The sequence below is a fragment of the Mucilaginibacter boryungensis genome, from assembly GCF_015221995.1.
GTDB lineage: Bacteria > Bacteroidota > Bacteroidia > Sphingobacteriales > Sphingobacteriaceae > Mucilaginibacter > Mucilaginibacter boryungensis.
Genome location: NZ_JADFFM010000001.1, coordinates 774,610 through 798,538, shown reverse-complemented (window position 1 = coordinate 798,538; position 23,929 = coordinate 774,610). Strand labels below are relative to the sequence as shown.

General features: G+C 40.0%; 19 protein-coding genes. 10 read left to right on the top strand and 9 right to left on the bottom strand.

The genetic code is table 11. From position 1 onward, the window contains the following. Window positions 1-164 precede the first annotated feature (164 nt). The 4 genes from IRJ18_RS03420 to IRJ18_RS03405 all read right to left on the bottom strand — a co-directional run bounded on the left by IRJ18_RS03420 (window position 165) and on the right by IRJ18_RS03405 (window position 7,470). Window positions 165-755 carry an RNA polymerase sigma factor gene (locus IRJ18_RS03420; RefSeq protein ID WP_194104794.1) on the bottom strand — a complete coding sequence of 197 codons (591 nt, stop codon included), beginning with the start codon at window positions 753-755 and terminating at the stop codon, window positions 165-167. Window positions 756-1,357: 602 nt separating this feature from the next. Next, window positions 1,358-2,983, bottom strand: coding sequence for a RagB/SusD family nutrient uptake outer membrane protein (locus IRJ18_RS03415; RefSeq protein WP_194104793.1), 1,626 nt, complete (start codon window positions 2,981-2,983; stop codon window positions 1,358-1,360). A gap of 12 nt (window positions 2,984-2,995) precedes the next feature. Beyond that, the gene (locus IRJ18_RS03410) at window positions 2,996-6,268 is read right to left on the bottom strand and encodes a TonB-dependent receptor (protein ID WP_194104791.1); all 3,273 of its coding nucleotides are present in this window, start codon (window positions 6,266-6,268) and stop codon (window positions 2,996-2,998) included. A gap of 176 nt (window positions 6,269-6,444) precedes the next feature. Beyond that, window positions 6,445-7,470, bottom strand: a complete 1,026-nt coding sequence (locus IRJ18_RS03405; RefSeq protein ID WP_194104789.1) for a FecR family protein — start codon at window positions 7,468-7,470, stop codon at window positions 6,445-6,447. 580 nt (window positions 7,471-8,050) lie between these two features. Between IRJ18_RS03405 and IRJ18_RS03400 the strand changes: the two genes are divergently transcribed. The 10 genes from IRJ18_RS03400 (at window position 8,051) to IRJ18_RS03360 (ending at window position 16,591) form a co-directional block, all read left to right on the top strand. After that, the gene (locus IRJ18_RS03400; protein ID WP_194104787.1) at window positions 8,051-8,647 is read left to right on the top strand and encodes a hypothetical protein; all 597 of its coding nucleotides are present in this window, start codon (window positions 8,051-8,053) and stop codon (window positions 8,645-8,647) included. Between the two features lie 64 nt (window positions 8,648-8,711). After that, entirely contained in the window at window positions 8,712-8,840 is a 129-nt protein-coding gene (locus tag IRJ18_RS21110) for a hypothetical protein (protein ID WP_262893252.1), read from the top strand. Further along, entirely contained in the window at window positions 8,824-9,021 is a 198-nt protein-coding gene (locus IRJ18_RS03395; protein WP_194106726.1) for a hypothetical protein, read from the top strand. The genes IRJ18_RS21110 and IRJ18_RS03395 overlap by 17 nt, the downstream gene beginning before the upstream one ends. A gap of 4 nt (window positions 9,022-9,025) precedes the next feature. Then, entirely contained in the window at window positions 9,026-10,087 is a 1,062-nt protein-coding gene (locus IRJ18_RS03390) for a DUF932 domain-containing protein (protein WP_194104785.1), read from the top strand. 36 nt (window positions 10,088-10,123) lie between these two features. Further along, the gene (locus tag IRJ18_RS03385) at window positions 10,124-10,363 is read left to right on the top strand and encodes a hypothetical protein (RefSeq protein ID WP_194104784.1); all 240 of its coding nucleotides are present in this window, start codon (window positions 10,124-10,126) and stop codon (window positions 10,361-10,363) included. Window positions 10,364-10,620: 257 nt separating this feature from the next. After that, window positions 10,621-12,063, top strand: a complete 1,443-nt coding sequence (locus tag IRJ18_RS03380; RefSeq protein ID WP_194104782.1) for an AAA family ATPase — start codon at window positions 10,621-10,623, stop codon at window positions 12,061-12,063. After that, entirely contained in the window at window positions 12,063-12,872 is an 810-nt protein-coding gene (locus IRJ18_RS03375) for a hypothetical protein (protein WP_194104781.1), read from the top strand. Before IRJ18_RS03380 ends, IRJ18_RS03375 begins: the two co-directional genes overlap by 1 nt. A gap of 1 nt (window position 12,873) precedes the next feature. Further along, window positions 12,874-14,400, top strand: a complete 1,527-nt coding sequence (locus tag IRJ18_RS03370; RefSeq protein ID WP_194104780.1) for an ATP-binding protein — start codon at window positions 12,874-12,876, stop codon at window positions 14,398-14,400. A 67-nt stretch (window positions 14,401-14,467) separates the two neighbouring features. Continuing rightward, window positions 14,468-16,405, top strand: a complete 1,938-nt coding sequence (locus tag IRJ18_RS03365; RefSeq protein WP_194106725.1) for a hypothetical protein — start codon at window positions 14,468-14,470, stop codon at window positions 16,403-16,405. A 6-nt stretch (window positions 16,406-16,411) separates the two neighbouring features. Next, the gene (locus tag IRJ18_RS03360; protein WP_194104779.1) at window positions 16,412-16,591 is read left to right on the top strand and encodes a hypothetical protein; all 180 of its coding nucleotides are present in this window, start codon (window positions 16,412-16,414) and stop codon (window positions 16,589-16,591) included. A gap of 596 nt (window positions 16,592-17,187) precedes the next feature. Here IRJ18_RS03360 and IRJ18_RS03355 read toward each other — a convergent pair. From IRJ18_RS03355 to murC, 5 genes are all read right to left on the bottom strand, one after another. Beyond that, on the bottom strand, window positions 17,188-18,438 hold the full coding sequence (locus tag IRJ18_RS03355; protein WP_194104778.1) for an aminotransferase class I/II-fold pyridoxal phosphate-dependent enzyme: 1,251 nt from the start codon (window positions 18,436-18,438) through the stop codon (window positions 17,188-17,190). Window positions 18,439-18,581: 143 nt separating this feature from the next. Then, window positions 18,582-20,219 (bottom strand): cell division protein FtsZ, encoded by a 1,638-nt coding sequence (gene ftsZ / locus IRJ18_RS03350; protein ID WP_194104777.1) that lies wholly within the window; start codon window positions 20,217-20,219, stop codon window positions 18,582-18,584. 125 nt (window positions 20,220-20,344) lie between these two features. Then, window positions 20,345-21,691 (bottom strand): cell division protein FtsA, encoded by a 1,347-nt coding sequence (gene ftsA / locus IRJ18_RS03345; protein WP_194104776.1) that lies wholly within the window; start codon window positions 21,689-21,691, stop codon window positions 20,345-20,347. A gap of 3 nt (window positions 21,692-21,694) precedes the next feature. After that, entirely contained in the window at window positions 21,695-22,567 is an 873-nt protein-coding gene (locus IRJ18_RS03340) for a cell division protein FtsQ/DivIB (RefSeq protein ID WP_194104775.1), read from the bottom strand. After that, entirely contained in the window at window positions 22,560-23,918 is a 1,359-nt protein-coding gene (gene murC, locus IRJ18_RS03335) for a UDP-N-acetylmuramate--L-alanine ligase (protein WP_194104774.1), read from the bottom strand. The genes IRJ18_RS03340 and murC overlap by 8 nt, the downstream gene beginning before the upstream one ends. Between the last annotated feature and the right edge of the window lie 11 nt (window positions 23,919-23,929).

Below are 23,929 nucleotides of genomic sequence, written 5' to 3'. Positions count from 1 at the left end.
TTTATTTTGTTTTCGTTAATAAGCAATCTTTGGACTTTTTGCAGCCAGTTTATGCTGGTATAAGCTGATAACTTATCATCGGTTGTAATTTTACAGCTATGCGAATCGGAAATAATACTCACTACTAAAAAATGAAATTATTAAGAAGGATGTAATTAAAAGTCTTATTTTAGAAAACAAGCAATTACAAGGATTGTAATAGAATCTGATAGAATTGAATTTTGCCTGATAAACTGAGTTGCTTTTTGTAAATGATTGCTGATAGTCGATACTGATATGCCCAGGGTCTGGCTTACCTCCTTATAGCTTTTCCCCTCTAACTTACACAAGGTAAACACTAACCTGCACTGTGGAGGCAACTCATTAACAACCTGATTAAGAATTTTTAAGTGCTCTCTGGAGTATATAGCTTCTTCTATATGTGAATAGAGTTCAGTAGCAGCAACGGTTAATTTAACTTGAAGTTTCTTGTCACACGCAACTTTTCTGAAAAAATCTACCACATTGTTTTCTGCAATTCGAAAAAGATATGAGCGGAAAGACCTTTCAGGATCTATTAACTCACGTTTATCCCAGATTTTAATGAATACGTCTTGCAATAAATCACGGGAGACTTCTTCGTCTTTTATCAATCTTAACAAAAAGCCATACAACCTGAAACTATATAAATGATATAATTGCTCAAAGGCTTTTTCCTTTCCATCTTTCAGTTGAGATAACAAGACCTTCTCATCAACTATATGCCTTATTTTCATTTAAATATTCGGGTTATGAACCAATAATAAATTGAATTGACTTCGGTATTGAATCTGTATACTTTATAGTCAATTCATTCATAACAATGCTAATTATATCTTTATTGGCTATGTTTTAGATTAGGTTAAGAGAATGTATACCGACAATTCTGATTTTAAGAGGCTGCAGTATACTATACGTCTTCAGTAACCGATTTAATTAGTTTATATAGGGTATATTTATATATCAAACTTATAAAGAAAATCAATAAACGCAAATAAACAATTTACTATGTCCTTAGTTGGTCTTTACGTGTAATTACGCTATCTACAGGCAAGTACAAACAATATTATTATATAATCAAATATTGGACAGATAAAATATTGCTGGATCAATTAATCTATTTATACAATCGTAAAAATTGTCCGCTTTATTTCGCCAGTGTTCCTTCATCGCTTTTTTTTGATAATATTTATTTGAAAACAGCCCGCATTGAAGTTATGCGGGCTGTTGAATATTAATGCTATATACAAGCATATAAGTTATATTTATTACAGCATCCTCAAACTATTATAAATACTTAACAGGAAGCATTGGAGTCATGTTGTTAATTTTTTGTTGCTTAATACCCCGGATTTTGCATCATACTGGCGTTCCCCTGAAGTTCCTGAATTGGTATAGGCCACACATAATCACGTCCGGCATCAAACTTACGGGTTTCCACAATCACCGTCTGTCCGTTTGCCGGGTTGGTTGCACCATATACCACGCCATTCATAACCTGTTCGGCTATTTTCCATCTTCGAATATCAAACCAGCGGTTTCCTTCAAAAGCCAGTTCAACTCTTCTTTCCCTGCGGTAGAGTTCACGTAGTTTTTGTTGACTATTGTACACTGATGTATTAACATTGGGCATATTTGACCGATTGCGTATCTGGTTAAGATAGTTAATAACATCAGGATCTGCTGATTGACCGCTTTCAACCAGTCCCTCAACACGCATCAGCATTACATCAGCTAAACGATAAATCATAAAATCCAATGTCCCGGCTGTTGGTCTTGTTCTATCCATAGATACATCACAATATTTTCTTACGAAATAGCCGGTGCGGGATGAGTTTACAGCGCCAATGGCACAAACATTTGGTGCTGGAGCAAAGGGATTAACCACGGTATAAAATGTTGCACCGGGATAAACAATAGTAGCTGCCATTCGCGGATCGCGATTGTTGTTATAGTTAGGATATTTATGATAAATAGCTAAACTGTCAGGACCTAATTCTGCCAGAGTTTTGCCTTGCCTGGTTTCGTAAGTATCAACCATAGACTGTGTAGGGTTAACGTTTGCCGTGCCAGCCGCATTAGGCGGGGCCAGCCTAACGTAAACTCCCTGCTGCGATTGATTAGAAAGTATACGCTCTGAGTTAAATTCGCCTTTATATAAAAACAGGTTTAAATAATTATCGGTAGCAGCAGGCTTATACAGCGAATATACTTTTGCTCCGGTAGCCGGATCGGTAAGGTCTACAACCTGTTTTGCTGTAGCTGCAGCCTCGGCATATTTACCCCAGTTTAAATAAGCAACGGTTTCCATGGTTAATACCGCTCCTTTTGTAATACGATAAGGTAAATCGCCCGGATAAGATAAAGGCAACCCGTCAGCACATGCTTTAAATTCTGATATTATAAAATTTAATATCTCTTCCTTACTACTTGCTTTTAAAGCGGCATCATCAGGCCCAACAGCTGAAGTTACAATTGGTATTGCCCCATAATACATAGACAGTTCCATAGTATAAAATGCCCGAAAAGCCCTTATTTCAAGCATATATTGTTTTAGCTTATCCACATCTACGTAAGCTTTGCCTGCATTTTCCAGGAACCTGTTACAGGTACGTATTTTCAGATAATCGTCGTGCCAGAAAGGATATATCAGCATATAAGCTGATGATGGCGGGTTTGAGTTACCATTACCTAAGGCAAACTGATTTATTTCAGGCAAAAAGTTTGCCGTCCAGGCTGCATCATCAGTTAAAGCCGAAAGCGAAATGCGGCTATCCGGAAGATATTGAAACCCACCGCCTGGCATGGAGCCTGCTATATATTGTATGACACCTAAAAGCTGCGCTTCAGTCTGCCAAAATTTGTCGTCGGTAGTATCAATTGGATTATTTCTGGTTAAAAAGTCTTTGTTACAAGCTGTAACGCCAACTATCATTAATAAACATATTAAAAATATCTTTTTCATAATCTTAGTGTATTAAAATTTCACATTAAACCCAACTGTATATACCTGCATTAACGGATAAGTATTATCCGTTCCTCGCGTTTCAGGATCCAGATATTTCATACCGGCGAATGTTAATGGGTTTTGCGCATTAAAATAAATTCTGGCGCCTGAAATTCCGGCTTTTGTAAAAAAACGAGCTTTTATATTATATCCCAACTGAATATACCGCACCCTTACAAATGCTCCATTAGTGCGCCAATAATCCGACATTCGTGTATTATCGCCGGCATTTGGTGTAATACGGGGTAGAACTGCGTTGGTGTTTTCAGGTGTCCAGGTATCCTGTTGCCAAACCATTGGGGTACCGCCGCCGCCATTCATATTTAGAGGCGAAATATACCTGCCTGTGTAAAATACGTCAGCTTTGGTAAAGCCGTTTAACAGGGTCTCAAAATCGAAATTTTTATAACCAAAATGCATGTTAAAAAAGTAATTTCCTTGTGAATTGGGGTTACCTATAATGGTTTGGTCTGCATCTGTTATAGTTCCGTCATGGTTTAAATCAACATATTTAATATCGCCAGCAACTTGCGACGGACCAGAAGCTGACCCAGACCCAATCATTGGAACATTGGCTGCAATATCTTTTTGCTGTAACAAGCCATCGGTAACGTATCCATATACACTACCTATTGGTTGCCCAACTTGCTGAACGGTTGATCCACTGTAATAAGGACCTCCCCGCAGGCTAAGTATCGTGTTTTTGTAATAAGAAAAACCTGCACTTAAGCTTGTAGAAAAATTCTTGGTAATCGAAGTTGTATAATTAATTGAAAACTCCCAACCCTTATTACGCACGCTTCCGGCATTTATAGGTTGGGGACCGATTCCCGACGAATAAGATAAAGGGGCATTTAACAGGATATCCTCAGTAGTTTTATTATACCAATCAAAAGTGAAGTTTAATTTACTTTTAAATAGTGACACATCAGTACCGATATCCAGCATTTTAACCCGCTCCCAGGTAATGTCGGGATTACCTATTACAGCTTCTGTACCATTAGTGTTTACAGTGCTCTGATATTTATATAAACCTATGCTTTGATTATTGCCTAGTAAGCCGTATGATGCCCTTAATTTTAAGTTGCTCAATAATTTTATATCTTTAAGAAAATTTTCACGACTAATATTCCATCCAGCAGCAACTGATGGAAAATAACCCCATTTATGGTTCGGGCCAAATTTGGATGAACCATCTGCACGCATGGTGCTTTCAAACAGATATTTATCATCAAAAATATAATTTAGTTTAACCAAATAAGATGCTAGCGTTGCCTCGTCAAACTGGCTTGTATTTGTTGGGTTATCTGTCTCCCGGGTTAAACCACCAAGGGCGTATATAGTATTTTTCCCAATTGTGCGGTTATAGTCAATTGTAGCCGACATATACTGATAATTTGTTTTATATATACCCGTAGTATGCGCTGCAGCATACTGATAAACAAGCGCATTATTATAATAATCTAGGAAGTTATATGCGTCGCGCGATGAAATGGTACCAGTACTGATGGTGCGAAACAAGTATTGACCTTTAAGCTTTAAACCCGGGGCGATTTCCCATTGTGGTTGAAAATTAATTGAAATATTGTCTTCACGAGACTCGGCTAAACCACCCTGTTCCAATTCGGCCAAAGGGTTAAGCATATCACCAAAATTACCATAAGCCTGATAGCCATTTGGCTGCATCGGATATTTACCGACTACCGTAGGCGGTATCCTGTAGGTTTCATACAAAATGTAGCCCGCGCCGTCACCACTCTGAAAACTGGTGAAGCGGTTAATCGGCCTGTCAACATTTGTTCTGGCTAAAGCAAGATCCAGATACATAGACAAATTCTTTTTTAAGGTTACACTTGTGTTAGCCCGTAGCGAATATCTATCTGAAGATGTTGTTTTAATAATACCATCCTGCGATAAGTAAGTGCCAGTCACAGCAAAACGCGCTTGGCTACTACCACCAGTAACGCCAACTGTATGCTCCTGCATAAAAGCTTTATTCTGTAGTATTAATTTTTTCCAATCTGTGTTAGGGTAAAGTAATGGGTCAGTTCCGTTCTGCGTTTTTTGTATGGCATCTGCTGTATATAAAGGGCCGGCACCAATATTGGCTTGCGCCTGGTTAACCATATTCATATAAGTCACTGCATCAACAAAATCAGGTAAATATGAAGGCGCCTGATAGCCGGCAAATCCATTATAAGTAATATTGGTTTGACCCGCCTGTCCACGCTTGGTGGTTATTAAAATAACGCCATTTGCTGCCCTCGATCCATAAATAGATGCAGCAGCGGCATCTTTTAAAACAGTAATACTTTCAACAGTAACCGGGTCAACGGAATTGATATCTGAAGGTACTCCATCAACCAATACGAGGGGGGTAATTGTACCTAATGTAGAAATGCCCCTTATTTTTATTACCGCAGCATCACCACCCGGTAAACCCGAGCTTTGTGTTACGGTTAAGCCTGTCACGCCACCCTGTAGCGCTTGCGATAATCTGGTAATAGGTTTGCCATCAACGTTCGATTTGATGTTTATAGTGCTTATTGCATTGGCAATATGTTTTATTTTTTGTTCAGAATAACCGGTAACAACTACCTGATCTAGTTCCGATACATTTTCCTGCAGTGAAATAGTTAGGTTATCTTTTGTGTTAGTTACTGTATACTCCTTGGTTTTAAAGCCAATATAAGTAAAAATGAGCACGTCATATTTACGCACTCTTATTTCAAAGTTTCCGTTAACATCAGTAGTGGTTGAACCCTTTTTACCTTTTATTCTAACCGTTACGCCAGGCAATGACGCAGGGGGCTCTTTAGTGTCAAAAACCTGCCCTTTTATATTTATCAAACTATCTGTTGCAGTTTTTGTATAATCAATAGTTTGGATAATTATTTTATCCTGAAATACAGTATACTTTAACTGATATTTTTTTAGTAACTTATCTAAAACATCTTTCAGTTTCTCGTTTTTTGCTATAAGATTTACCTTTTGATTATTGTCTACACTATTGCTTATATAGCTGAATGAGACATTAGTCTTTTCTGATATTTTTTCAAATGTGCTTTCCAGTGTTTCATTTTTAATTTCAATAGTTACTTGTTTATTTAATGAACCCTGCGCCAATGTTTCTTTTGCAAGTAGACTTAAACTAAGGCAACACGTAATTGTAATTATCAACCCGGTTATTTTCATGATCCAACCGATAGAACGTAATCTTTCATTGGGTATACTTTTTTTCATACCTTTATGTTATATGTTAAATAATTGTGATAACTACCTTTGTTGCTTACCAGGCTTGGCGGTTATCAGTTAAATTCCTTAATGTATATGATCCCGGTCTGACCGGGATTTTTTTATACCTGCTATGTGTCTTCTTGTCTGTTCATATTAAATTATTAGGTGATTATAATCGGTTATTAGTATAATTCCCAAATAGCCCCATTATTTTTAAGCTTTACATTAGTGGTAAGGCTAATTTGCATCAACACCTGTTGCAGATTTTCTTTTTGGTCAAACTCACCGTAATAATGCAAATCCTGTATTTTTTTATTTAATACAACTGTTACATTATAGGCTTTTGAAATATCATCAACCACATTACTTAAGGTCGTTCCTTTATAAATGAATTTCCCGTCCCTTCTGGCAAGCATATCGGTAGCAGCCGAATAGTTCTCTTTATATAATTGCCCATTAGTTTTATTAAATATAGCGCGCTGGTTAGGTGCTAACATTAATTGATTAGCGTGTTGGCCAAGTTCAGTAACACTTACTTTGCCATTTAGAAGTGAAACTTCAACAGAACCCCGCTTTGGATAAGCCTGAATATTAAAGGTTGTGCCGTATACTATTGTATTTAGTCTGCCAGTATGTATAATGAAGGGATGCTGTTTATCATGAGTAACATTAAAAAAAGCTTCGCCTCTAAGTGTTACTTCTCTGTTTTTACCGATGAATTTACTAGCGTAATTTAGGGTGCTACCCGGTGCAAGCCATATCGTTGTACCGTCGGTAAGTTGCAATTTTTTTCGCTCACCGTTTAAAGTTATTACTTGCCTGTAATTATTAGCAGCTAGCCGGTACCGTATATATCCAAAATAAAGAGAAACAGCTAATATGAGGATTGAGACACAGGCTGTCAATTTTACGAAGGCACTTCTGTTAAGGAAAACAATCTTTGCTTCTTTTTTTCTTTTAAGGAAGGTTTCATTAACAATGTTTTTATACGCCTGTTCTAAAACTTCATGCACATTGTCCGGCAAGGCGTTATTAGTAGTTACCTCATTATTAACGGATATTTCCAATTGCTTACGTACCAGTTCTTTAAGGGCATCTAAACTGGTTTCTGATCCAAAATGCTGTATTAAAACTTCCCATTCCTGTTGCGAACATTCGTTATTCAGATAACGATTGAATAGATCATTTAGGTGATTTTTATCTTCCAACTTATATTTTATAGCTAATACGAATCAAAGAATAATTCTCACTACTGCCCTTATGAAAAATATTGCGTACAAATCGGAGACTGGACGGTATAACTGAATGTTACTGTGAAGCCTAAAAAATCTGCCCTGATTCTTAAGGTGGCGATCCTCCGGACGGGCTCTCTATTTTATCTGCTGCGCAAGATGTCATGGCGATCCCTATCGCACGCTGGTCATTTCATGTTATTTCATCACCAGCTACGACTGCGCAAAAGCATCGCTATTCAGAATCCTGAATAGCTCCGCACTTGCGAAACACTATTAAAGTTTAATTTTTTAGGATAGCCCTTTTCAAAAAGAAGGAGAAAAAGGAAAACAAGTTGCGCACTGTACTAATGACTGCCGGTAGTATCAAAAAGACTACGGCATAAACGGTTGCCTCCCCAAAGGGTCCCCCCCCAATTATTCCGTTTCCTTTTTGCAAGGTGACGTGCCCGCTGATTTGCTTTCTTTTTCTCCTTTTTCTTTTGGAAAAACTTTTACGGGAAAGGGGCGAAAGAGAAGCAATTAACAAAATTTTTAACTCTTAATGCAAAACAAAATGAAAGCAGCAGAAAAAAATGCAAAACAGGTACAAGGTACAAACGCAAAAAACGCCAATACACCAAGAACAGAAAACCGCCCAAACATCCCCGGAAAGGAAGCCAAACAAGATGAAGCCCTTAAAGATGAAAAGCCCGCCGAAGCTGCTAAAGTTGAGACAGCCCAAACCGCCGAAGCCAAGGCCGGTAGCGCCCCTGCAGTGGATCACCAACCCGCAAACCCTGCACCCGAACAAAAAGAGCAGCCGGTAGCGGAAGCACCAAAGGCGGAAATTAAATATGTTAAACCTATCTTGAATTTGGAACAGACTCTAAAATCAGTCGGTAACCTGCACCGCCTGACTATCCAGCGTTTGGCATTGATTACCCGAATTAAAACACTGGAAGAATTTGAGGTAAAACTGGTAGAAGAAAACGACCAGTTGGAAAGCAACCCGTATCAGGGCTGTAAGCTGATTATCAAAGATGATAAGGGCCGCGAGTTTACCACCAACACGCCTAACCTTATCCGCATGGTAACTCAATTCATTTTTGATGCCTGCCATGAAAAATTGGGCGAGATCGAGGCAAACATCGTGTTCCCGCAACAGGGCTAATTAATCATGCTCCTGGCGAAAGCCGGGAGCATTTTTTTAAGGTTTCACAAAAACAGGAATTAAGATGTACGAACAATTTATTGAGTTCACCGACCAAATATTTTGGGAGGGGTACGCCGAACAATTAGCCAAAGAAAACCCCGTAAGGTTTCAGCAGGAATTAACCGAGTTTTTAAATGCCTATCAAAACTAAGACAATGGAAGACCGCATTTATTTACTGGTGCGCTGTACCGTAAAGACAACGCACAAAATTATACACGATGCCATAACGGAATTGCAGGCAGGCACCCAACTACAGGTAAGCAGCACCAAAAATGTAAAAGTGCTGAAAACAGAGATTATACAACTGAATACAAAAACTTCAAAAAATTAAGATCATGGCACATCAGATAAATTTCAACGAAAAAGCAGGCAAGCACAGCTTTATGAGCGTCAAAGAAAAAGCCTGGCACAATTTAGGGCAAATCATTGACCGTTATCCCACCAGTAACGAGGCGATACAATTCGCCGGACTGGACTATATCGTGGAAAAACGCCCCTTGTTTACCCATGATACGAATAACCACCTATGGAGCAATGATGAAGCGATACCCGACATAGAAGTATCGAATTACTTCGCCACCGTGCGGGCGGACACCGAGCAGGTGTTAGGCGTAGTGGGCAATGACTACGAAGTGGTACAAAACCGGGATGCGTTTAGCTTTTTCGATGCCATCGTTGGTGGCGGGGACGGAATTTTATACGAAACTTGCGGGGCTTTAGGCAACGGGGAACGCATTTTTATTACCGCCAAATTGCCCGGCTATATCAAAGTAGGCAACGATGACCTGATAGAGAAATACCTCTTTTTGACTACCTCGCACGATGGTTACGGCAGTATCACCGCAGCTTTTACACCTACCCGTATAGTCTGTAATAACACTTTACATGCTGCTTTGGGCAATATGACCCACAGCGCGAAGATACGTCACACCCAAAGTGCACAGGAGCGCTTAAAACAAGCCCATAAGGTCATGGGTATATTCAATAGCATGAGCGAACAGTTAAACGGCATATTTAATCGTTGGGCGCATATTCGCATTACCGATAAAGACGTCTTAAAATTGGTGCAACAGGCAATGGCGCCAAGCAAAGAGGTGTTGCAAAATGTGCTGGATGAAAACATAGACGAGTATTCGAGCCGGTTTTTAAACACAGTCGAAAAAGTTTGCGAATTCGCCTTTAGCCATCCCACGCAACAAATGGACACCACACGAGGAACGCTGTTTGGTGCCTATAACGCCATCAGCGGGTATATGCAAAATGTAAAGCAATATAAGACCGAGGAAGTGAAACTAAAATCTATTCTTTTCGGCAACGGCTTTGCTAAAACGCAAACCGCCTTCCAGCTTTGCCGGGAGTTTGAACGCACGGGTGAAACGCAATTAGTCCTTAACTAACCAAAGGGGCGCAAGCCCCTTTTTGTTTTTTACATCATGAAAAATCTAATCCATCATACCAACCACCTGACCATTTACGCCATTATCCTGTTAACCATTGGTTTTTTGCTTCGCTATATGATTGGCAAACGCAGGTTTAACCGTTGGGGCATTGCAGGAACGCAGTATTTTAAATCTTATGGGGTGGCATTGATAACTATTATGATAGAACGTATAGTCAATGTTATAGCTACCCTGATGATAATCTGGGCAATTATTTTATACCTCATTAAATAACAGCAAATAATATTTTTTGAAAATTACCCCGCGGCTCCGCCATGCGGAGCCCCTGCGCCCCCTGTTTACATTGTTGATTGTTTTAACGGTGTAAACAGGGGGGCGTTTTGTATTATTTAAAATATCACTACAGGTGAAAAATTTTAAAAAATGGTGTAATTAAATTAAAACCCTATTTTTTATGGTAAATATTAGCCTTGTAATTGGTTATCCTATTTAATACATTTACATTTATTACCTAAAACCTATTTTACTAAATGAAAATATCGATAGATAATTTTAAATCGATTAAAGAATTACCACCTTTCCAAATAAAGCCACTGACGATTTTGTCGGGTGTCAATAGTTCAGGAAAATCCTCCTTTATACAATTATTACTATTACTTAAACAAACGATCGACCTGGACTCAGGTAAACATCAGCTTTTCTTAAGTGGAGATTTATATTTCGTTAAAAAGTTCTCAGATATTGTAACCGGTAAAAATTTAAATAATAAACTTAAAATTAGTCTTGAATTCGATAAGGAGGAAATTTTAAGCTACGATAGCGAATTTCGTACACGTATTTTTGACCGTTTGCCCAGCTTTTCATTACAGGTTGATGTAAAATTCGATTACATCGATGAAGCAATTAGGATTACTGATTTTGATATCACTTATAAGCTGCCGGAAGGTGAAAAACGTGAGCAATATGTAAAGTTTAAAAGTAATTACGGTGCTAATAATACTTTTTCTATAGCGGCAAATAATGCAATATTTGGTAGTGACTTATGGGAAGGTACACCTGAAATTTTTGACATTGCATATTCATCGATATTTCCAAGTTCCTATGAAACGCGATCAATCTCCAATACCCCGAACGTTAAAACTGGTGAACCGGATATTGTCGAATCCCTTAAAATTCGCCATTTTCCAAGGATAGAGGGGGAAAAAGATTTAGTAAGCAACTTTTTTAATACTATGTCCTATATCGGCCCAATACGTGAATTGCCAAGGGACGAGTATGCTGTCAGCAGTATTAAAAATTATGTAGGCAAGGCCGGTGAAAATACTGCACAAATTTTAGAAAATTTCGCCACTGACCCTATTACATATCTAAAGCCATCTTTCGCTGATGACGGTATTATATACACTTCGAAAAATGAACCATTAATTGATGCGGTAAAATATTGGATGTGTGACATTTTTAAAATTGGAAAGAATATATACGCTAAAAAAGAAAGTGAATTTTACACGATCATCTTGCAAAATGATGCCGGTATAGAGACAACAATTAAACATGTAGGTTTCGGCATAAGCCAATTGCTGCCAATCATCGTGGAAGGCCTTTTAATGCAGAAAGATGGCACGCTTATATTAGAGCAGCCTGAAATTCATCTGCATCCTAAAATACAGAGTTTACTATTTGACTTTTTGTATTCTCTAGTTTTGGATGGCAAACGGGTGATCATTGAAACGCACAGTGATCACTTTATAACACGTATGCGACGCAGGATCGCAGAAAACAGCACAAATGAGCTACAGGACAATATTAATCTCACCTTTATGGAGTCCGAAAATGGAGAAGTGATGTTCGGTACCATCGATTTGGACGATTTTGGAACCTTAGATTATTTCCCTGAAGATTTTGTCGAGCAGGCAAATTTGGAAATGAAGGCTATTGTTAGAGCGCAGATGAAAAAACGTACTGTTAAAAAATAATGGAGTACGCCGCAGTGCTGGATGTCTCATCGATGGTTTGGGATCCAGAAAATTACAACAATCAAACTGAGCAATATTTCTTTCTGAAAGATGAAATAATTAAGTTCATCGATAAGGTTGAAGCTGAACGGCCGCAAATTTTAATGCGCAGCGAGCTGCTTAACCAAATCATTGCCGGTTTTCCCTATAATTTAATGCCGCAATCTTTTTATGATTTTGGAAGCATCGTGTATGCTTTTTTAGCACGAATCGGACCTGACATCATCATTTTTGATCCTGATAAAATAGATGATTTGGCAGCCCATCCCGAAATCATAAAAGCACATTTTAATGATACGATAAGGGAAGAGATCAGTTATTTGCTGGCTTACATGCATCGAAGTGAGGACAAAGCAAGTGTTTATTTTACTTTTCAGTACCTTTGGGGTGATAATGCCCGTTTAAATACTGTTAGTGCAACAGAGGGTACTAAGGAATACGAAACAATAATTGCCGACCAGGAAAAAGCTTTAAATGACTTTTTCGCGAAATTTAAGCGTGTTTTTGAGCACAGCACAAAACATCATCAAAATAACAAACAAGGGAATCATGTCAATCCCTTAAGCTGTTATAACGGAAATGATACAGATGTGCCGCAAAAAATGTTAGACGACGCCAAATTGTTCGGTAAAAAATATTATTGTTTCGATGATATAAATAATACCTATGTTGTCTTTCAACGGACAGAAAAAAATATTTATCACGGATATGACGAACCGGATCAAAATATGATCCCGCCATCAATCCGGAAGTTTTTTAAAAATAAATAGATTGGAAGACTACAGCCCAGTTATTGGTAAAACCGTGATCGAGACGTTAACGTCTGGGATGTATGATGACGCGCGTTTTGTTTTTAGGGAATATGTCCAAAATGCTGCTGACCAAATAGATGTGGCGTTTGAAACTAACGTGTTGCGAAATAAGGCTGATGGTAGAGTTAAAATCACTATTGATCCTTTTGCCAAATATATTTCTGTGGAAGATAATGCGACCGGCATACCCGCAAGCGAAGTATTGCGGTTCTTGGGTGATGTTGCTAAGTCAGAAAAAGACAAAACTAAAAGGAAAGGATTTCGCGGGATCGGTCGCTTAGGAGGGCTGGGGTATTGTGACAAATTGATTTTTGAAACGTCGGCTCATGGGGAAGACGTTCAAAGTATTATGACCCTTGACGCAAAACAATTACGTAAGTTGATTGAAGACAACAATGTTGATCTCGACGCTTCGGCCGTGATTAGTGTAATTACCAGTATAGATCGTAAGTCCGAAGCCAAAGACGAACATTATTTTAAAGTCACGCTTGAAAACGTTAATACAATCAAACTTCTGGATATAAAACGTGTGACTGAGTATCTATCAATGGTTGCACCGTTGCCATTCCACAAGGATTTTACTTTTGGGAAAGAAGTAAAACGATACATGACGGAAAATAATTTCACCCTTGACGAATATAATGTCTTTTTAAATAACGATCAGTTGTTTAAATCATACCGAGACGAATTTGACGAAGACGACACTAAATCAAAGTGGTTAGCGGTCGACTTTTTTGACGTGCGCGGCGAAAAATTAGAGTTATTGGCGTTGGGCTGGTATGGTTACCGAGCTCAATCAAACATCGTTTTACCGACTGGAAATATTGAAAAAGGCCTACGACTAAGAAAAAGTAATATTGGTATAGGCGATGAAAATACGGTTAGCCGCTTTTTTAAAGCACCGAGAACAAACCATCGTTTTATTGGCGAAATCCACGCGCTAAATTCCAATTTCATACCGAATGCTCGGCGGGACTATTTTAATGAGAATCGGACACTCCAAGATTTTGAAAAAGCCTTAGAAGATTTATTTAAAGAAAAAAATCTTGAAAATCGCCTTGCTCATACCGCTTCAAATCTGCAACGTAGATTAGAGGAAATTGAAGATTACAAAAGATCGCAAAAAGAATGGGAAGAAAGAAAAGGCAATTTCCCCAGTCAGGTCGCTGAACAGCAATTTTTAGACAACCTTAAAGTAGCTGAGACAACCGCAAAACGGGCTTACGACACTATTAATAAAATTAGCGTAAAGGCCTCTAAGGATAAGGGCATTAAAACACTATACCAAACCATTACTGCTGGTAAAGATTTAGATATATCAACTTCTAAAGATTTAACAGTTAATACCTACGATCCGCCATCTTTCGCGAAACTGTCACCAAATGAACAGGAGGTTGTGCGAACAATATTTCAGATGATAGATGAGACCTTACCGGTTAACCAGGCGAAAACGCTAAAGGATAAGATTTACGTACGTTTCAATTAATGTTATGCCTCGAAAAATATTATTAATTGAGCCAAAGTATAAAAACAAGTATCCTCCAATAGGATTAATGAAGATTGCCACCTATCACAGACGGCTAGGCGACGAGGTGGAATTTTTTAAAGGCGAACTAAAAGAATTTGTTTTAATCAAACTAACAGATCGCTGCATTAACGATTTGAGAAATATCGATGGCCGCTTCAATTGGGATGCTCACAAAGGCCAGATTCGCGAGTTCATTAAAACTAAAAAGATCAAGTATTTGCCGGATTTACCTTTTAGTGAACACAATTCTTCGTTGGAGATAATCCGTTGTTTAGATGACTATGCGATTATATATCAGAAGAAACAATATGATCGTTTTCCCAAATGGGACCGGATATATGTAACTACATTATTTACATTTTATTGGAAAATTACCGTTGAAACCATCCATTATGCTAAACATCTAATTGTGGATCATAATCAACTATTTGTAGGCGGTGTACTTGCATCACTGCTTCAAAAGGAGTTAGAAGTAGAGACTGGTGTAATCGCGCATCCAGGTTTGTTAGATCAGCCTGGCATGTTGGACCCGGAAAACCCAATGGCAAAGCATATGATTATAGACAATTTGCCATTGGATTATTCTATTTTGGACGAGATAGACTACGAATACCCTACTGGCAGCGCATACTTCACATTCATGACAAAAGGATGTACCAGGAAATGTGCTTTTTGTTCAGTGCCAATCTTGGAGCCTACATATAAACCGAAAATAGAAACTATTGATAAATTTTTAGAGATTAAACAGCTTTATGGTGAGCAGCAAAATTTGTTACTGATGGATAACAATGTGCTGGCATCGCCTAATTTTCCTGATATAATTCAAGAAATTAAGGATATGGGTTTTTACAAGGGTGCTACCTTTGTTGAACCCAATCAATATGAAATAGCTTACAAAAACCTGTCAAATGGCTTAAATGATGTAGCTTATGTGAAAAGGACATTCAAGCTTTTACAGGCGTTGTATAATAAGTTAAATGGCGAAAAAAAGAAACAGTTCGGCGAGGCGCTAAAAAACGCCGGGTTAACTGATTTCGACTCGATTAATAAAGACTTGATTTTAGCAACTTATTCGGAAGTCAGTCCATTGTATGAAAAATTCAGATCAAAAGGATCGCGATTAAGGTATGTAGACTTTAATCAGGGAACCGATGCAAGGTACGTTACGGATGAATTAATGAAGCTAATGAGTGAAATTCCAATCCGACCATTACGTATTGCATTCGATTACTGGGGGATGAAGGATAAGTACGAGGCTGCCGTTCGATTAGCTGGTAAATATAAAATCAAAGAGCTTTCAAATTATATCCTTTACAACTTTAAAGATTCCCCTGAAGAACTTTATAAACGACTTCTGCTTAACGTCATATTAAGCGAAGAACTTAATATGACGATTTATTCTTTTCCAATGAAGTACATTCCATTGTTCGGGGAGGAAGCAAAAACACGAGATTTTATTGGTAATAAATGGAATAAAAAATTCATAAGGACGATCCAGTCAATTCTAAATGTAACGAAAGGAATTGTTGCACCGGGTAGGAAGTTTTTTGAACGGGCGTTTGGTAAAGACTTAAAAGAATTTCAGGAACTTCTTTATATGCCGGAAGCATACGTCATCTATCGAAAAGTTTTCGAGGAAAATGGCTTAACGGAAACCTGGCGTGCTTTATTCAGGAAACTATCGACTGAGCAATTAAGTTTTGTGCAGGATATAATCCAATCCAATAATTTTAAGGATCATGTTGACGTAAATTACGATCCGCACATTACTGCATTATTAAACCACTATAAGATCACAAAAGACGAAATCGACCAGTATCAAAATGCAGATCCGGATATAAAAATTTTAAAAACGCAAACCCATAAAATGTTGAAAGAAGACATATTTAAAGATTTGACCTTAACCTACGACTTTGAACCAGAAACTTATACCCGAACCAAGAAAATGATTATAAATCTGTAACAACATATGGAAAACTTAAACTTACACGACTTGGAAGTGATAAAGGAATCACTTTCTTACAGCAGGAAAAGGATTGAGGAATATCAAGAGCACCCTTCTTACGAATTTAAGCAGCAGCAACTTGAGCGGATTAACAATGTCGCAAACAAAGTGTCAGGCCTCATTCAGGAACAAAAAAAGGCATAGAAATAAAATCACGGTCAGCGTCGTGTTTCCCCTGTACCTGTCATCAAAAGAAAACAAATTTCCCTTTTACTTTGGCAACTCGCTAATTCCGCTAATCCAATCGATCACCCTTTGGGGCGACGAACAATGTTCCGGGCTGGTTTGACTTATTGTTTACTTCTTCACCAAGCAAATCTTCAATATATAGCGAAGATTACATTGATGCGCGTGGTCGGGCTCGAACCTGGAACCCACTAAAAAATGACCATTTTTTTGCCGGATTTTTGGTATATTTAAGACCATTTTAGTACTTTTACAATGCTTGAGCGGTCAGCGACCAAAGCGGCGACCAACATCGCCGGCGCCTCTTGCAAGTGATTGATAATCAGCGAATACAGACGTAACCATAGTAGCCCAGGTGGGCGCACCCAAGTGGGCAAGTACGAATTATCGTTACTTGCCCTTCTTTTTTTCTTCTATTGTACGGAACGAAGCAATCTCATTTATGTAATCAGTCTGTAAAACGGGAGATTAATTTGTCCCTCGCAATGAGGTAATGGTAATAAAAAAGCCATTAACGTTTCTCGTTAATGGCTTTTAAATATAAACAATAACAATTAGGCTACAGCCATTTTCTCCTTTTTGGCGCTATATTCGCCGGCTTTTAGTTTTTCCGCAACATCGCTAAAGGCATCCAGGGTGCGCTGTACGTCTTCAAGCGTATGCGCGGCTGTTGGTATCAACCTTAGTTCTATCAGGCCTTTAGGGATAACCGGATACACTACAATAGAGCAGAAGATATGATAACGCTTACGCAGGTCCATTGTCAGGCTGGTAGCTTCATGCAAATCCCCTTTAAGGAAAACCGGGCTAACCACACTATTGGTAATCCCTATATCAAATCCATGCTCTTTCAAGCCGTTTTGCAGGGCGCGGGCAATGGTCCACAATTTTTCGCGTAATTCGGGCTGAGATTTTAACAGTTCGAAACGCTTTTTTAAACCGATTACCATTGGCATAGGTAAAGCCTTGGCAAATGTTTGCGAACGCATATTATAGCGCAGAAAATCGATGATCATTTTATCGGCAGCTACAAAAGCGCCTATACCCGCCATCGACTTAGCAAAAGTGCTAAAGTACACATCTACACCATCCACACAGCCTTGCTCCTGGTGTGCGCCTGCGCCGGTTTTACCCAGCGTACCGAAACCATGCGCGTCATCTATCAGCAACCGGAAGTTATATTTTTCCTTCAGCGCAATAATCTCTCTCAACTTTCCCTGTGCACCCGACATCCCGAACACACCCTCGGTAATTACCAGTATGGCGCCACCTGTTTGTTCAACAAGGCGTGTAGCGCGTTCTAACTGCTTTTCACAGCTATCTATATCATTGTGCTGATAAACAAAACGCTTGCCCATGTGCAGCCTCACGCCGTCAACAATACAAGCGTGCGATTCACCATCGTATACTACAACGTCATTACGGTCAAGCAGCGCATCTATAATAGATACCATGCCCTGATAACCATAATTCAATAAAAAAGCGTCTTCCTTGCCTACAAATTTGGCTAAGCCTTGCTCCAATTCCTCGTGATGACTTGAATTACCCGACATCATCCTTGCGCCCATTGGGTAAGCCATGCCATAATCAGCAGCGGCTTCAGCATCAACTTTACGCACTTCGGAGTGATTGGCAAGCCCAAGATAATTGTTTAAGCTCCAAACCAAATGTTCAGTTCCGTTAAACATCATGTGCGGCCCTATCTCTCCTTCAAGTTTAGGGAACGAAAAATATCCGTGCGACCATTTTTGATGCTGGCCTATCGGCCCGCCCATATTCTTTGCTATCTTATCAAATAAATCCAAAGTACTTCACTTATTTAATTTTCAATATACAAATATAATCTATAAAGAAAGCCCACGCAAGGCTATAACTTTTTATTATGGGTTATAACAAAAAGCCTCTGCATGTATGCAGAGGCTTTTATTAATTCATTTATCCGCCGACATTAGTCGACATTATCATGCAAAAACGAATTGTTCCTGCGGATTTCTGTATTGCCTTCATCGTCAGACAATAATGAGAACCTTGATATCTCACTTTCAGATGATGACGGCGTTTGCTGCAATGCTATTTCTTTACGTTTATAAGCAGGCACATTTTCCAGTTCCTGAATATTGCGCGTTTTCAACGTCAGATCTTTTAAACGCATAATACGCTCGCGGGCTTTGCGCATCTGCTCTTCAACGGTCTCTGCAGTTTTATGGTCATCAGCCCCAACAATTGGTTCAGGGACAGGTTCCGGCTCGGGTTCAGCAACAGCCTCTTCCTTAAAGCTTTCAAATTCCATAATACTTTCTGATACTTTGAAAGTAAACTCGCCAAATTCAGACTCGGCCGATGCTGTTTCCGGCTGCTCTTCTTCAATCAGGTTATGCTTTACCAAATCACCTGTATCCTGCGTGTCGTTCTGTTCAGCTGCAGCAGGTGCCGATGGTGCAAACAGATCGAACAAGCCGGTTTGTTTTTGCGGTTCGCTGCCTTTAATATATGGTTCGGTAGAAAAACCTTCGGCAGGGGCAACCGGGGTAATAAACTCATTAACAGGGCGCACCAACGGGGTAGCTTTGTCATCAGGCATCAGCATGTTTACAATGCGTTTGCTGCTTTGCTCTTTTTCGCGCTCGTCTTTAGTTTGGAAACCGGTGGCAATAATAGTTACCGATATTTTTTCACCTAACGAGTCGTCCTGGCAATTGCCCCATATCAGGTCGGCGGCTAAGCCGGCTTCTTCCTGTATATAATCAGTGATTACGCTTACTTCGTCCATAGTCACTTCGTTAATACCCGAGCTGATATTCAGCAAGATATAACGCGCGCCTTCAATTTCATTATCTTTTAACAATGGCGATGCCAGGGCACCTTCTACAGCTTTCAGTGCGCGGTTTTCACCTTCGGCCGAGCAGCTACCCATAATAGATACGCCGCTGTCTTTCATCACCGTGCGCACATCTTTAAAGTCAACATTGATATAGCCTGGCAGTGTAATGATCTCGGCAATACCTTTGGCGGCCGTCGTCAAAATATTATCTGCCTGCGCAAAGGCCGAGCCTAAGGTTAAGTTACCAAATATCTGGCGCAGGCGGTCATTACTGATCACCAGGAAGCTATCTACATATTTTTTCAGTTCTTCCAAACCTTCATCGGCCTGCATTTTACGGCGTTTGCCTTCAAAGCTGAACGGTGTAGTAATAATACCAACGGTAAGGATATCCAGCTCGCGGGCAGCCTTGGCAATTATCGGGCTGGCGCCTGTACCTGTACCACCGCCCATTCCGGCGGTTATAAACAGCATACGGGTGTTTGAACCCAGCATTTCCTTTATATCATCAATATTTTCGATAGCCGAATTTTTGCCTACCTCGGGTATCGAGCCTGCACCCATCCCTTCGGTTAAACTGGCGCCCAGCTGAACTTTGTTAGGTATAGGGCTTAGTTCTAAAGCCTGCGCATCGGTATTACAGATAATGAAATCAACACCTGTTATGCCTTGCTTATACATGTGGTTAACCGCGTTACCACCACCACCGCCAACACCAATAACTTTAATGATGGACGATTTTTCTTTTAACATTTCAAACTTCATAATCCTCGTTTTCAGCTATCTATAATCTGATGAATACTTAGTTTCGCTATTGTAATAATATAGCTTTTTCCACAAAAGTTATTAACAATAGTTAATATGTGGAAAAATTAAAACCTTGTTAATAATTATTTCAAAAAGTCTTCATCTTTAATGTCATCCTTGATAAATTTCTTACCTGTTTCCAGCAGTTTTCCAAACAAACCAAACTTCTTTTCATCAGCATATTTTGGTTTTTCGGGCTTCAATTCGGCACTTGGCGATGATCCCTGCATTTCGTATTCCATTTTCTGGATACCTTTTATCAGCAGGCCAATACCAGTAGCAAACATCGGGCTTTGCAGGTCTTCATAAGTTGGCTTAGGCAGCACTTCGTTCTTAGCCAAATGCTCGTTAGGGTAACCAATACGGCAATCCAGCCCGGTTACAAATTCAACCAGTTGCGACAGGTGCTTTAACTGCGCGCCGCCACCGGTGATCACAATACCCGCAATCAGTTTTTTCTCATAGCCTGATGATTTGATCTCGTAGTAAATATGCTCTACAATCTCTTCCATACGGGCCTGGATAACAAACGCCAGGTTTTTCACCGATATTTCTTTAGGCTCGCGGCCGCGTAAACCCGGCACACAAACTATTTCGTTCTCCTTGTTCTCATCTGCCAAAGCCGAACCAAAACGTAGTTTCAATTGCTCAGCGATATTGCGCATTACCGAGCAACCCTCACGGATATCTTCGGTAACACTGTTACCACCAAACGGGATAACTGCCGTATGGCGTATAATGCCTTCGTGAAATATAGCCACGTCGGTAGTACCACCACCAATATCAACCAAAACCACACCGGCTTCTTTTTCTTCCTCGCTCAGTACCGATTCTGATGACGCCAATGGCTCCAGTATCAGTTCCTGGCTATCCAGCTGTGCTTTATTTACGCATTTAACTATGTTTTTAATGGCAGTAACCTGGCCCGATATAATATGAAAGTTGGCTTCCAAACGCACACCGGCCATACCCACCGGGTCCTTAATACCAGGTTCGTTATCTACCGTAAATTCCTGTGGCAGCACATGGATAATCTCTTCGCCCGGCGACATCACCAGGTTGTACATATCTTCCACAAGTTTCTCAATATCCTTGCGACTGATCTCGGTACCCAGATCTCGGCGGGTTATTAAGCCCCTGTGCTGCAAGCTTTTAATATGCTGACCGGCAATACCTACATTCACCACCTTGATCTCCACGTTGGATTGCGTCCCCGCGATATCAACTGCCTGGATAATGCCCTGTACTGTTTTATCGATATTGGAAACCATGCCGCGGGTAACTCCAGCAGATTCGGCTTTGCCTATGCCTAATACTTCAATTTTACCGTTCTTACTGCGACGGCCAACAATAGCGCAAATTTTAGTGGTACCAATATCCAATCCAACTGCAATTGGCGCACTTTTTTCGTGAGTTGAGCTTTTGTCCATATGTCAATGTTTAATTTTATTAGCTAATGTATCCCTGGTAGATGTTAATGAATCTGTTTTAATTGTATTGGTTATTTTGGTAGTGTCCCGCTTCAGGTTATCGTTTTTAATGCCAATAACCTGGTTGGTGTATTTAATATTAATGGCCTTATAGGCTACCCAGCCCACCTGCGGCACGGCCTGTTTATAAAATGCCAGCAGGTTTTTAAATTTAGTGTCCAGCGAATCAGCATTCCCCAGCAATATGCGCTGGTTGCCCACACGGGGTATCAGTTCAATTTCGTGCTTATCATCCACGTATATCTGTGCTATCTGCGCCGACCATAAGCTGTCTTTGCGGATGTAATCGGCCGTTTTAAAGATCGATTTGGCCACTGGTGTGCGCAAGCTGTCTACACGGTTGGCAAACAACTCGTCTATATAGCCATTGGCTACCAGCACCCTGGCTGTAAAATTGCCCGACATAGGCAACTTGAACCCGTGCTGATCGACATAGAAATCTTGTTCAAACCGGTTCATGATACGCAACATAGGCTGGCGCTGACTTATTTCCACCATAATAACTCCATCCATATCGGCATAAACACTGGCGGCTTCAACAAAGGGGTTTGCTCTTAATTTCTTTTCCAACTGATGAATATTTATATTCTCCAATCTGCGGCCAACCAGCGAATTACTGTTCAACCCAATAATATTGTCCACCTCCTCTTTATCAATAAAGTACTGGTTGCCGGGGATGATTACCTGCACGCCTTTACAGGTCATGGTCGATTTCTTCACCTCGATGAAACTCATCAGCACCACCAGTCCACTCAGGCAAACCGCCCAAATAAACCCGAATAAAATATTTCGCCAGAGTCGTTTATTCTTAAACATGTTCCAGTATATTTTTTAATGGTTGCACTAATTGGTCTATATCGCCCGCACCTACGGTTAGCAGCAAGCCGGGTTGTTCATCACGTATAATATCCAGCGCTTCCTGCTTACCGCAAACGCGTTTATTTGCCAGTTTCATCCGGCGTAATATCATGTTCGAGTCTACCCCTTCAATGGGCAGTTCACGTGCCGGGTAAATATCCAGCAGCAACAGTTCATCGCTCATATCCAGCACCTCGGCAAAGCCATCCACAAAATCGCGGGTGCGGGTAAACAGGTGGGGCTGAAAAACAGTGGTCAGTTTTTTGTCAGGATACAGTTTTTTTACCGATGATATAGCCGCCCGTAATTCTTCAGGATGGTGCGCGTAATCATCTATATAAATATGTGCCTCGTTCTTTACAATATATTCAAACCTGCGTTTTACTCCTTTAAAGCTGCCCAGCGCCTTTTTTATAGCCTGCGGATCAATATCCAACAGCAAAGCAGCCTGTATAGCAGCGGTTGCATTATCTATATTGTGCATACCTGCAATCCCCATCCTGATGTCTTTTATCAGATGGGTAGCGTTTTGGAAATCGAAGTGAAAATCACCCTCTTCAATCCGCACGTTTTTTGCCATTGCGCCGGCGTCTTCATCCCGGGCATAAGTAATACCATCATGCTGCGGGCTTAACCCTTTATGATAGATCAAAGTGCCACCATCCTTTATTTGCGAGGCAAACATCCGAAACGATTCCGTCAGGTGCGAATGATCGCCATAGATATCCAGGTGGTCGGCGTCCATTGATGTAATAATGGCGATATTGGGATATAGTGTCAGGAACGAACGGTCGTATTCATCAGCCTCAACCACCATAATATCATTATCGCCATACAGCACGTTGCTTTGGTAATTAGCGGCGATACCGCCTAAAAATGCCGAGCAATCCCTACCTGAATCCTTAAGGATATGCGCTATCATGCACGATGTGGTGGTTTTGCCATGTGTACCTGCAACAGCTATAGTATACATGCCTTTACTTATCAACCCCAACACCTGCGAGCGTTTGAATAGTTCGAAGCCCTTTTGCTTAAAAAACTGCATGATCTTCGAATCCTTAGGTATAGCCGGGGTATAAATGATCAGCGTACCTTCATCCCGGGTAGAGAAACTCATGGGGATAAAATCCGGCCGGTCATCATATATAATGCAAATGCCTTCGTTTTGCAGTGCAACGGTAAGATCGGTTGATGTTTTATCATAACCACAAACAATACAACCCAGGTGACGGAAGTAACGGGCCAGCCCGCTCATGCCTATACCGCCTATGCCTGCCAGGTAAACCCGTTGTATGTTGCGTAATTCCATTTTTCTTCTTT

Coding starts and splice junctions, on each gene's coding strand:
- IRJ18_RS03420 (WP_194104794.1), bottom strand. CDS start 755: ATGAAAATAAGGCATATAGTTGATGAGAAGGTCTTGTTATCTCAACTG.
- IRJ18_RS03415 (WP_194104793.1), bottom strand. CDS start 2,983: ATGAAAAAGATATTTTTAATATGTTTATTAATGATAGTTGGCGTTACA.
- IRJ18_RS03410 (WP_194104791.1), bottom strand. CDS start 6,268: ATGAAAAAAAGTATACCCAATGAAAGATTACGTTCTATCGGTTGGATC.
- IRJ18_RS03400 (WP_194104787.1), top strand. CDS start 8,051: ATGAAAGCAGCAGAAAAAAATGCAAAACAGGTACAAGGTACAAACGCA.
- IRJ18_RS21110 (WP_262893252.1), top strand. CDS start 8,712: ATGTACGAACAATTTATTGAGTTCACCGACCAAATATTTTGGGAGGGG.
- IRJ18_RS03395 (WP_194106726.1), top strand. CDS start 8,824: ATGCCTATCAAAACTAAGACAATGGAAGACCGCATTTATTTACTGGTG.
- IRJ18_RS03390 (WP_194104785.1), top strand. CDS start 9,026: ATGGCACATCAGATAAATTTCAACGAAAAAGCAGGCAAGCACAGCTTT.
- IRJ18_RS03385 (WP_194104784.1), top strand. CDS start 10,124: ATGAAAAATCTAATCCATCATACCAACCACCTGACCATTTACGCCATT.
- IRJ18_RS03380 (WP_194104782.1), top strand. CDS start 10,621: ATGAAAATATCGATAGATAATTTTAAATCGATTAAAGAATTACCACCT.
- IRJ18_RS03375 (WP_194104781.1), top strand. CDS start 12,063: ATGGAGTACGCCGCAGTGCTGGATGTCTCATCGATGGTTTGGGATCCA.
- IRJ18_RS03365 (WP_194106725.1), top strand. CDS start 14,468: ATGAAGATTGCCACCTATCACAGACGGCTAGGCGACGAGGTGGAATTT.
- IRJ18_RS03360 (WP_194104779.1), top strand. CDS start 16,412: ATGGAAAACTTAAACTTACACGACTTGGAAGTGATAAAGGAATCACTT.
- ftsZ (WP_194104777.1), bottom strand. CDS start 20,219: ATGAAGTTTGAAATGTTAAAAGAAAAATCGTCCATCATTAAAGTTATT.
- ftsA (WP_194104776.1), bottom strand. CDS start 21,691: ATGGACAAAAGCTCAACTCACGAAAAAAGTGCGCCAATTGCAGTTGGA.
- IRJ18_RS03340 (WP_194104775.1), bottom strand. CDS start 22,567: ATGTTTAAGAATAAACGACTCTGGCGAAATATTTTATTCGGGTTTATT.
- murC (WP_194104774.1), bottom strand. CDS start 23,918: ATGGAATTACGCAACATACAACGGGTTTACCTGGCAGGCATAGGCGGT.